The 10,209-nt window shown below is 70.4% G+C and carries 12 protein-coding genes; 4 read left to right on the plus strand and 8 right to left on the minus strand.

Translation table 11 applies throughout. From position 1 onward, the window contains the following. The first annotated feature begins 12 nt into the window (after window positions 1-12). Window positions 13-429: a hypothetical protein gene (locus NS184_RS08060; RefSeq protein WP_152998124.1), complete on the plus strand. Its 417-nt coding sequence runs from the start codon at window positions 13-15 to the stop codon at window positions 427-429. Between the two features lie 33 nt (window positions 430-462). Here the strand turns inward: NS184_RS08060 and NS184_RS08065 are convergent, their stop codons facing one another. Beyond that, complete coding sequence (locus tag NS184_RS08065) at window positions 463-711, minus strand: hypothetical protein (protein ID WP_242862995.1); 249 nt, start codon at window positions 709-711, stop codon at window positions 463-465. Next, the gene (locus tag NS184_RS08070; protein ID WP_083513546.1) at window positions 708-1,085 is read right to left on the minus strand and encodes an SdpI family protein; all 378 of its coding nucleotides are present in this window, start codon (window positions 1,083-1,085) and stop codon (window positions 708-710) included. Before NS184_RS08070 ends, NS184_RS08065 begins: the two co-directional genes overlap by 4 nt. Window positions 1,086-1,113: 28 nt before the next feature. Between NS184_RS08070 and NS184_RS08075 the strand changes: the two genes are divergently transcribed. Beyond that, entirely contained in the window at window positions 1,114-1,980 is an 867-nt protein-coding gene (locus tag NS184_RS08075; protein WP_242862997.1) for a serine hydrolase domain-containing protein, read from the plus strand. Between the two features lie 79 nt (window positions 1,981-2,059). Here NS184_RS08075 and NS184_RS08080 read toward each other — a convergent pair whose 3' ends face one another. From NS184_RS08080 to NS184_RS08090, 3 genes are all read right to left on the minus strand, one after another. Continuing rightward, on the minus strand, window positions 2,060-2,293 hold the full coding sequence (locus NS184_RS08080) for a hypothetical protein (RefSeq protein WP_058725607.1): 234 nt from the start codon (window positions 2,291-2,293) through the stop codon (window positions 2,060-2,062). Between the two features lie 209 nt (window positions 2,294-2,502). Next, on the minus strand, window positions 2,503-3,555 hold the full coding sequence (locus NS184_RS08085; protein WP_058725608.1) for a methionine synthase: 1,053 nt from the start codon (window positions 3,553-3,555) through the stop codon (window positions 2,503-2,505). A 32-nt stretch (window positions 3,556-3,587) separates the two neighbouring features. Continuing rightward, on the minus strand, window positions 3,588-4,580 hold the full coding sequence (locus NS184_RS08090; RefSeq protein ID WP_058725609.1) for a putative oxygenase MesX: 993 nt from the start codon (window positions 4,578-4,580) through the stop codon (window positions 3,588-3,590). A gap of 119 nt (window positions 4,581-4,699) precedes the next feature. Here NS184_RS08090 and NS184_RS08095 point away from each other — a divergent pair, with 119 nt between their 5' ends. Then, on the plus strand, window positions 4,700-5,641 hold the full coding sequence (locus tag NS184_RS08095) for a LysR family transcriptional regulator (protein WP_058725610.1): 942 nt from the start codon (window positions 4,700-4,702) through the stop codon (window positions 5,639-5,641). Between the two features lie 124 nt (window positions 5,642-5,765). On the opposite strand, the gene NS184_RS08100 is transcribed toward NS184_RS08095, so the two are convergent. Genes NS184_RS08100 through NS184_RS08110 form a run of 3 tightly spaced genes read right to left on the minus strand, consistent with a single transcriptional unit; the run spans window position 5,766 to window position 8,468 of the window. Next, the gene (locus NS184_RS08100; RefSeq protein WP_083513552.1) at window positions 5,766-6,269 is read right to left on the minus strand and encodes a DUF664 domain-containing protein; all 504 of its coding nucleotides are present in this window, start codon (window positions 6,267-6,269) and stop codon (window positions 5,766-5,768) included. Next, the gene (locus NS184_RS08105) at window positions 6,266-7,237 is read right to left on the minus strand and encodes a serine hydrolase domain-containing protein (RefSeq protein ID WP_058725612.1); all 972 of its coding nucleotides are present in this window, start codon (window positions 7,235-7,237) and stop codon (window positions 6,266-6,268) included. The genes NS184_RS08100 and NS184_RS08105 overlap by 4 nt, the downstream gene beginning before the upstream one ends. 34 nt (window positions 7,238-7,271) lie before the next feature. Further along, entirely contained in the window at window positions 7,272-8,468 is a 1,197-nt protein-coding gene (locus tag NS184_RS08110; protein WP_083513548.1) for an FAD-binding domain-containing protein, read from the minus strand. A gap of 332 nt (window positions 8,469-8,800) precedes the next feature. On the opposite strand from NS184_RS08110, the gene hisD reads away from it, so the two are divergent. Continuing rightward, on the plus strand, window positions 8,801-10,141 hold the full coding sequence (hisD, locus tag NS184_RS08115; RefSeq protein WP_058725613.1) for a histidinol dehydrogenase: 1,341 nt from the start codon (window positions 8,801-8,803) through the stop codon (window positions 10,139-10,141). The last annotated feature ends 68 nt before the right edge of the window (window positions 10,142-10,209 follow it).

Below are 10,209 nucleotides of genomic sequence, written 5' to 3' on the forward strand. Positions count from 1 at the left end.
AGGCTCGGACCCGTGCAGCAGCGGGGAACGGGCAGCCCAGGACCGATCTGGGGTGCACCACCGGCGCCGTCTCCGCCTGCTGTCCGGCGAGGGTCCTGGTGGGCGGTCGGCGGGATCGTCGCCGCGTCCGTCGGCTTCGCCGCTGCCGCGCTCGGGGCGCTGTTCGGGTTCCTCGCGCTCGTCGGCAACGGGCTGATCTACGCCGCGAGCCAGGGGTCGGCAGGCAGTACCCGTGCGTTCGTCGAGCTCACCCGGTTCGGCGACCTGTTCGTCGTGCTGCCGTTGACCCTGATCGCCGCGGTGTGCGTCGTACTGGCCTGGCGCGACACCCGTGGACCGGGGCGGTCGCGGGTGTCGACGATCGTCGCGACGGCGATGACGTCGGCGCTGGCACTGCTCGCGCTGCTCACCACGCTCGTGTTCATCTGACCAGGCGCGAGCATCGACCGTCGATCGCGGTCGTCACTCCTCGGCCCGGTACCGGACAGCCCCGTCCGTCGACCGGTACCCGATCGGGAAGCTCGAGCAGATGACCCCGTTCTCGTAGTCGCCCTGCACGGTCTCCATGAAGGCGTACGCCTCGTCGTCCGTGGCGAAGACGCCGAGGACGGTGTTGTGCGGCGACTCGTCGTGCTGCACGATCCAGACCTGTTCGCCCTGGAAGACCTTCGGGCGCCGCATGAAGCGCGGTCCCGTGCTGTCCCTGGTCACGAGTCCGAGTGTAGGCGGGGCCCGTGATCGAGCGAGGCTCGGCGCACAGCGCGGTGTGCAGCCGGGATGGACAGGAACGCTCCGATGAGCAGGACCGCCGCCGCGACGAGCACCGAGATCGGGTGCCGCAGCATCGGGTTGGCGATGCCGACCAGGCACCACAGCACGCTGGTGGCTCCGGCGACCACCGTCGGGCGCAGCGCTGCGCGGTGGCCGATACGCCAAGCGGCTTCGCTGGACATCGTCACTCGCGTTCGAACGCCCGCGAGATCGTTCCGGGTGAGCGTTCCGGTGGCGGCCCGCCACGTCAACCAGGTCACGAGGACGGCGGCACCGATCTCGAGCGCCAACGCGAACACCATTGCTCCACCCATGTGAAGAACGCTAATGTTTCAGTTGCTGATGGTCAACTGCACGGGGAGGACTTCGGTGCGAGGTCCGCTTCGTGCCCCGGGGCACTGGCGCGCGAGTCTCCGTGCGAAGGAAGGCTGGCGAGTCGTCCGTGAGCCCCGTGGGCTCTACGCAGCGGCACCGCTGCTCGAGTGGGGGAGCATCACGAAGGGGCTTGTGGGCACGACGGCTTGTCGGACGCTCGAGGTCGAGCGTCCCGTCGTGCACTACCTCCCTGACGTGCCTGACGTCGACATGACAGTCGCCGACCTCGTCCACCACACCTCCGGGCTGCCGCGGCTCCCGTCGACGATGCGAGACCGCGTCTTCGGCGACCTGTACCGGGAGACTGTCGGCGTTCCACTCGACTTGGCCGCTGCAGTACCGGAGACCCCGCGAGGTCGGTACGTGTACTCGAATCTCGGGTACGCGTTGCTGGGTGCAGTTCTCGATGAAGTGCACGGCGATTGGTTCGCCGCTGTGCGGCGGGAGGTCCTCGAACCGGCGGGGATCAGCTCCGTGACCCTCGTGCCTGAGCGTGGGGAGGCCATCGGGCCGAGACTCTTCGGCCGCACGATCAGGCCTTGGGCGCTCGGAGCATCGGCTTTCGCTTCCGCGGGCGGTTTCTGGTCCACGTTCGATGACCTCTGTCGCTACGCGGAATGGGCCCTGGAACCCGGCGCAGACTCAGCGCGGACGGTGAGTTGGCAGCGCGAAGGAGCAACGACGTGGATCAACGGAGAGGTACGAGCAGCGGGGGCGGCGATCGTCGACGCCGCGGGGATCACCGCAGTCGTGCACGCCCTGGCGAAGGCTCCGCACGCGGCCGACACCATCGCCACGGCGATCATCGAACAGGAGTACGGGAACAGGGCGTAGACCATGAGCTTCCTGTTCCGGCGCCGCTGATGGCGCTTCGATCATGGTGTCCCGTAGTGCGGTCTCAGCCTCGTGATCGTCACAGTCCGGCTGCGAGGCAGCCGAAGAGGATGCCGGCACCGATCATCGCGAGTGCGAGCGCGCGGAAGAGCCCGGCCGGCAAGCGGCGGTACCGCTGCGCGGCCTGATCGCCACGCATCGTCCGGATGTGTCGCGCGAAGAACTCGCGAGTCTCCCTGGGATCCGCCGCGAAGACCACGCCGATCAGGACGAACGCGGCGCCGACGACCCACAGTGGCCAAGTCGCTTCCACCCGTGTCCTCCTCGGTCGCGGTCTGACCTCCACCCAATCAGCTCGAGCGGTCCCCGCCCAGGAACAGGCCGCTCGTGGAGTCTGCGCGGAGGTGCAGAGGTGTCGTGAGAACGCGCACCAGCGCGACGTCACCGCCGGACGTCAGCCACGCCTCCAGGCCGCACCGCGAGCCGACCACTCGGCCGGAGCAACGACCGTGACCCGACGGACTAGCGTCCCGCCGGGACCACCGCGCCCACGAGCTCGGCCCGCACGATGTTCGCACCGGCGGACAGCGCCCCGAGCTTCGCGAGCGCAGCACCGCGCGCCAGCGGCGCCATCCCGCAGTTCGAGCTCGGGATGAGCTTGTCCGCGTCGACGAACTCGAGTGCTCGCCGCAGCACCTCGGCGACCTCGTCGGGCGTCTCGACGGTCTCCGTCGCGACGTCGATCGCGCCGAGCATGACCTTCTTGCCGCGGATGAGCTCCACGAGGTCGAGCGGCACGTGGGAGTGGATGCACTCGAGCGAGACGATGTCGATCGACGACTGTTGCAGCAACGGGAACGACTGCTCGTACTGCCGCCACTCGGCGCCGAGCGTCTCCTTCCACTTGTTGTTCGCCTCGATGCCGTAGCCGTAACAGATGTGCACGGCGGTCTCGGCGGTGTGCAGGCCCTCGGCAGCGCGTTCGAGCGCGGCGACGCCCCAGTCCTGCACCTCGTCGTGGAAGACGGTGAAGGCGGGCTCGTCGAACTGGATGACGTCGACGCCCGCGGCCTGGAGCTCCAACGCCTCCTGGTTGAGGATCGTGGCGAACTCCCACGCCAGCTTCTCGCGCGACCGGTAGTGCTGGTCGGACAGGGTGTCGATCATGGTCATCGGGCCGGGGAGTGCCCACTTGATGGGCCGGTCGGTCTGAGCCCTGAGAAATGCAGCGTCCTCGACGAACACCGGGGCGGGACGGCTGACGGCGCCGACGACCGTGGGGACCGCCGCGTCGTAGCGGTCGCGGATCCGGACGGTCTCCTTGCGCTGCTGGTCGATGCCGTCGAGGTGCTCGATGAACGTCGTGACGAAGTGCTGCCGGGTCTGCTCGCCGTCGCTGACGATGTCGATCCCGCTGCGCACCTGCTCGTGGACGGCGGAACGCAGCGCGTCCTGCTTGCCCTCGGCCAGAGCGTCGCCCTCCAGCAGCCAGGGGGACCACAGCTTCTCGGGCTCGGCGAGCCACGAGGGCTTCGGCAGGCTGCCGACGATCGAGGTGGGGAGGAGGTTGCTCATTCGCGTGCGGGTCCTGTCAGGAGGGATGGGATTCAGAGGGCAACGGCGGCGTCGGCGGCGAACCGGGCGAGCAGCGCGCGGTGCGGCGTCACGAGGTGCTCCTCGGTCCACCGGCCCTGGGTGACGCCGAGGCGGCTGCGCTCCTCGCGGTCGTAGGTGACCGGGGGCACGGTGAAGTCGGTGTGCTCGAGGGTCGGGCGGTAGGTCGCGCCGGCGGAGGTGTTCGCGGCGTAGATCTCCGGACGGTAGATCTTCTGGAACGTCTCCATCGTGGCGATGGTGCCGATCAGCTGCAGGTCCGAGTAGTCCACGGTGACGTCGCCGCGGGAGTAGAACGCGAGCGGAGCAGCCCCGCCCGCGGGCTGGAAGTAGCGCACCTGCATGCCCATCCGGCCGAAGTAGTCGTCGGTGAGCGAGGAGTGCTCGTGCTCGTACTCGGCGCCGAGGACCGGGTGGACGTACCCGTTCCGCCGGTAGGTCTGGCTCGTCGACACGCTGATGCAGACGACGGGTTCTGCGTCGAACTCGTCGTGGAACGCCGACGACGCGAGGAACCGCTGGAAGAGGACCCCGTGCAGCTGCCCGAAGTCGGACGGCAGCGCGGGCAGCGACGGCAGCAGGACCGAGAAGTCGTAGTCGCGGAGGTACGACGAGAAGTTGTTGCCGAGGATGCCGCGGTGGCGCTCGCCGGTGTGCTGGTCGACGATCGTGACGTCGAGCATCTCGAGCAGCGGGAACCGCTCGTCGGAACCGTCGTCCGAGAACTCCATCGACACCGACACGATGTCGAGCTCGGCACGGTACCGGTCACCGGTCGCACCCGACACAGCGGCCGTCGCCGACGCAGACCCGGCCAGCTCGTTCAGCCGACCGTCGATCATCCCGAGCGCGTTGCGGAGGTTCTCCTGCCGCCGCTCCCCGCGCGCCAGGTTCGCGAAGTTCGTCGTCAACCGGGAGCTGTCCGAGGGGGAGTAGTCCTCGTCGAACCGGGTCCTGGTGATGCTGAAGGTGAGGTCGTCCGTCATGGTGAGCCATCCGTCTGCTGAGCGGCCCGGAGGCACTGGGAAGGGGTCTACCGATCATGACGGGAACCGCGGGTCATCAGGTAATACGGAGACGCTATGCGGCGGTATAGCCTCTGCCTATGGCTCGGGTCGCGAACGACATCACCCTGCAGCAGCTGCGGTACTTCATCGAGGTCGCCTCCGAGGGGTCGATCAGCGCGGCGGCTGACCTGCTCTACGTGTCGCAGCCGACCATGTCCGCGGCGATGAAGGACCTCGAGACGCGGATCGGGCGCCCGCTCTTCACCCGGTCGGCACGCGGTGTCGTGCTCACCGTCGACGGGGTCGAGTTCCTCGGCTACGCCCGGCAGGTGGTCGAGCAGGTGTCCCTCCTCGAGCAGCGCTACGTCGGCCGGCAGGCGTCACGCCGGCTGCTCGGGGTGTCGGCGCAGCACTACTCGTTCGCGGTCGAGGCCTTCGTCCGGATGGTCGAGGGGGCTGCCGCCGACGAGTACGAGTTCTCCCTCCGCGAGACCAGGACGTGGGACATCATCGAGGACGTCCGCACGCTCCGGAGCGAGGTCGGCATCCTCTACCGCAACGACTTCAACCGACAGGTGCTCGGCAAGCTCTTCCGTGACGCGGGGGTCGTGTTCACCCCGCTGTTCGTCGCGCAGCCACACATCTTCGTGGCCCGCCGCAACCCGATCGCCGTCCGTGAGCGCGCCACCCTCGAGGACCTCGCCGACCTGCCGCGGCTCACGTTCGACCAGGGCGCCAACAACTCCTTCTACCTCGCCGAGGAGATCCTCTCGACGATGTCGAGCAAGCGAGAGATCCGGGTGTCGGACCGGGCGACGATCTTCAACCTCATGATCGGCCTCGGCGGCTACACGATCTCCACGGGCCTGATCAGCGACGATCTCGATCCCGAGATCGTCGCCATCCCCCTCGACGTCGACGAGCGCATCGAGATCGGCTGGATCGCACACGCCTCGGTCCCGCTCACCGTGCAGGCGCAGACGTACCTCGACGAGTTGCGCGCAGTGGTCTCCGGCTACGGGGTCGAGCCGCTGGGGTAGGCGAGCTGCGGCAGGCTGCGGTCGTGCGTCGACCGCTGTCGCGGTGACCGGCCTGGAGGCGCGACCCGCCTCCGTCAGGCGGGTCGCGCCTCCAGGCCGGTCACCACCCACACTGCTGCGACCATCAGCTCCCGTCGGTGAACTCGGTGAGGACGAGGTGCTGGTGGCCGTCGACGAGCTCGCGCCCGACGTCGAGGTGGCCGGCGTGCGTCGCGGTCTCGGTGATGACGTGCAGGACGGTCTCGAGCAGGGATCGGTCCGGCGCCCACGGGTAGAGCGCCAACGCCCGTGACGAGGGGCGTGCGTCGAGCGCCGTGGACTCGATGATGCGGTCGGAGCGCGCCGCGGCGGCCTCGTGGTCGTCGAGGATCTGTCGGCGGCTCGGGAACGGCGACGGGTGCCACACCTCGTCGTCGGTCGGGAGGTCGAGCGCTTCGCCGGCGACGACCCCCTGGAACCAGAACCGCTCGACGTCGAGGGTCAGGTGCCGGACCATGCCGAGCGGAGACCAGCCCGAGGGGACGGCCGAGCGGGTCAGCGCCTCGGTGGGGAGGCCGTCGAGGGTGTCGAGGACGCGGCGCCGCTGGGCGCCCAGCGTGGCGAGCAGGAGGTCCTTCGGAATCGTCATCGGGCCGCTGCCCACTCGTGGAGCGCACCTTCGACACCGCTCGCATCGTTGCTCAGGACGGTCAGCGTCGTATCCGAGCCGGGCACGACGGCGAGCAGGGACTGGAAGCCGGGGTTGTCGCCGGGGACGAACCAGCCGTCCTCGCCGAGCACCCGTCCGAGGAACGTGCCGTAGCCGTACCCCGTCGCCGAGAGCGGCCGGTCGGCAGGGTCCGGTCGGTCGAGGGTGGCCCGCGGTGACAGCATCGCCGCGACCAGGTCCGTTGGGAGGATCCGTCCGGACCGGAGCGCCCGGACGTACCGCAGCAGGTCACCGGCCGTGGTCCACAGGTCACCGGTACCGGGGAGGTCGGCGAACCCCGGCTCGACCGTGATCGTCCGTCTGTCGACCTGTCCGACAGCCGCCCCGTGCTCGGGGAACTGCCCGGAGGTCGTGTCGTCCATCGCGGCCGGCCCGAGCACCACGTCTCCGAGGGCCTCCGCGTACGGGTGGCCGGTCACCGCCTCGATCACCAGCGCCACGAGGAGGAAGCCCGGCCCGCTGTACCGGGGGCGCTCGCCGGGTGGAGATCCGAGGGGCGACTGCAGGGTCAGCCGGACGAGCTCCCCGCGCGACGGCGGGACGTCGAGCAGGGGCGGGACGCCGTCGAGGCTGCTCCAGTGTCCGAGTCCGGAGGTGTGGCTGAGGAGGTGGTGGAGCGTCACCGACCGCAGGTGGGCGGGGAGGTCGGGCAGGTGCTCGGCGATCGGCTGGTCGAGCGCGAGGGAGCCGCGGGCGACGAGGTCGAGGGCGACGACGGACATCAGCTGCTTGCTGATCGAGCCCGCCTGGAACCTCGTGCCGAGGGTGATCGGCGGTGCGTCCGGTCCGGCGGTGTTCCCCGCGGCGCGTTCGACGAGCGGTTCCGATCCGCGAGCGACGAGCATCGTGCCGGACCAGGTCCGCTGCGCTGTGACGTCGTCGTCCATCCCTGCACGGTACCGCCGTCCCGGGGCGCGTCGGCTACCGTCCCCGGACGAGTCGGGGGATCTGCTCCTTGAACGGGAAGAACCCCCGCGATGCGAACGGCCACGCGCGGCTGTCCCACGGGCGTCGGACGGTCACGAGACTGATCCCGTCCGACTCGAGTGTCGGCCGCAGTTCGTCGAGCCGCTCCTGCACCGGCCCGACCGGGGCGTACGGCACGAGGACGGTGTCGAGCGCTCCCGAGCGGGCCCAGTCCACGACCGTCGACACATCGACGCCACCGAGCGTCGTCGCCGGATGCCCGTCGGCACCTCCCGCCCGAGCCGCAGCGTCCGCGACGGCTCCGGTCGTGAAGGCCTCGACGAGCGGTGACACCGCCGCGGGCGAGCGGGCCCCGGCGTCTGCGATGACGGCGGTCGCCCGCAGCTCGGGAACGTCCGGCCCGAGGGCGGCGAGGAGCGATGTCGGCTCGAGGTCCTCGTCGTGCAGCAGCAGCCCGACCCGCGATCCGACCTCCCCGACGACGTCCTCCGGCGTGATCGGCTCGGCGTGCGGGAACGGCTCCTCGTCGAGTGCCCGCGCCGTCGTCGCGAGCCCCGTCGGTGCGAACCGCCCCTCGGTGTAGCGGGAGATGTTCTCCGTCGTCGCGAGGTACGTCTTGCCCCGCGTCTGCAGTCCCGCGACCCACCGCCACGAGAGCGTGTTCGACGCCGCGTCGCCGTCGAGCAGGTGCCGGAGGAAGAAGTCGGCGCCGAGCTGCCACGGGAGCCCGAGCGTGAAGACCCAGATGCTCGCGAACCACATGCGGACGTGGTTGTGCAGGTACCCGGTCTCGACGAGTTCGCGCGCCCAGGCGTCCATCGCGTCGATGCCGGTCCGACCGGCGACCGCGTCCTCGTACCCGTCCGGCAGCTCGGACGCGAGCAGGTCACGCACCTCGCGCCGGTAGCGCCGCCACACCTCGGGTCGCTGCTCCAGCCACCCCTTCCAGTAGGTCCGCCAGAACACCTCCTGCACGAACTTCTCCGCAGCGTGGAGGCTGTGACGGTCGAGGACGGCGTCGACGACCTCCTCCTCGGTCACCAGTCGGTGGCGGAGGTACGGCGACAGCCCGGAGACGTTCGTCCGTGCGGGGCCGAGGTCGTGGTTGCGGTCGCGCCGGTAGTCGGCGCCGGCGCGCGGGACGAAGTCGTGCAGGGCCTCGAGGCCCGCCGGGCGGGTGGGGATGAACACTCGGCCATCCTGCGCTCGCGGTCGTACGGCCAGCCGAGAACGGCTGTACCCGACGGGCGCGACCGGACAGCGGGGCGCGACCGAGGGTCGCTGACGCGACCAGGACCGGACGGGAGGCACGGTGCGGGCTCGCACCGTGCCTCCCGTCCGGAACGGCGGAGCCGGCTCTGACGGCAGCCAGTCCAGCAGCAGGACCGCTGCGACGACGGCGAGTTCGAACGCGACGCCGGTGCGTCGAACCAGAGGAATGCGTTCGTACCATCGTGTTTCCCGATGGCCAGCGGCAACGATTCGGGCTACCTCGGCGCCGGACCCGTCGCCACGCTGGACCCATGCAGCTCTCCTCCCGCTTCACCACCCGCAACGCGGACCGTTTCCGGTTCGTCAAGGCCCCCGGCGTGGACACCCCGCCCGCGCAGCGCGATCCGGCGGTCATCGAGACGGTCAGCCGCATGCTCTCCGAGATCGAACGCGGTGGCATGGACGCCATCGCCCGGTACGCGAAGGAGCTCGACCGCCAGGACGCCCCCGTCGAGCTGACCTCGGCGCAGATCGCCGCGAGCGGTGACCGTCTCGCTCCCGACCTCCGCGAGGCCATCGAACTCGGCTCCGCCCGCACGAAGCAGTTCGCCGCGATGCAGCGGGAGCACCTCGCGGACTTCGAGGCCGAGCTCGTCGACGGGCTCGTCGTCGGGCAGCGCTACGTCCCGGTCGGCAGTGTCGGCGCGTACCTGCCGGCCGGACGCTTCCCCCTGACCGCGAGCGCGTTCATGACGGTCGGGGTGGCGAAGGTCGCGGGCGTGCCCTCGGTGGTCGCGTGCACCCCGCCGCAGCCGGACGGCGGCGCGAACGACGCGGTGACGTACGCGGCGCACCTGTCCGGCGTCGACCGGCTGTTCGTGCTCGGCGGCGTGCAGGCGCTCGCGGCGATGGCGTTCGGGCTCCTCGACACCGACCTCGACCCCGTCGACATGATCGTCGGCGCGGGCAACGCCTACGTCGCCGAGGCCAAGCGCCAGCTGTTCGGCACCGTCGCCATCGACCTGCTCGCCGGGCCGAGCGAGGTCGCGGTCATCGCGGACGACTCGGCCGACGCGGAGATCGTCGCGGCGGACCTCCTCGGGCAGGCCGAGCACGGTCCGAACTCGCCGGCAGCGCTGGTGACGACGTCCGAGCGGCTCGCGCACGAGGTCGTCGAGGCGGTGGAGCGGCAGCTCCCGATGCTCTCCACGAACGGGATCTGCGGTCCGGCCTGGCGCGACCACGGCTCGGTCGTGCTCGTGCCGACCCGCGAGGACGCCGTGCTCGTGATGGACGAGTTCGCCCCCGAGCACCTCGAGGTGCAGACGACCGAGGACGACTGGTACCACGACCACCTCACGAACCACGGCTCGCTGTTCCTCGGCCACTGGAGCACGGTCGCGTACTCGGACAAGGGCATGGCCGGGACGAACCACACCCTGCCGACCGCCGGGGGCGCGAAGCACAGCGCCGGACTCTCGGTGTCCCGCTACCTCAAGCCCCTGACGTACCAGCGGATCGCCCGCGAGGCCACACCCGCGGTCGCGCACGCCGTCGACGTCATCTCGGCGAGCGAGGGCATGAGCGCGCACCGCGCCACCGCCACCATGCGGCTCGACACGTACGCTCCCCTCACCGCCACCAGCGACTGACCACCAGTTCCGCCGACCTCCCGGTTCCACCAGACCCAGCTCCACCCGTCCCTCCCCGAACCCCGAAC

The sequence above is a fragment of the Curtobacterium luteum genome (assembly GCF_001475545.1).
Classification (GTDB): Bacteria; Actinomycetota; Actinomycetes; order Actinomycetales; family Microbacteriaceae; genus Curtobacterium; species Curtobacterium luteum_A.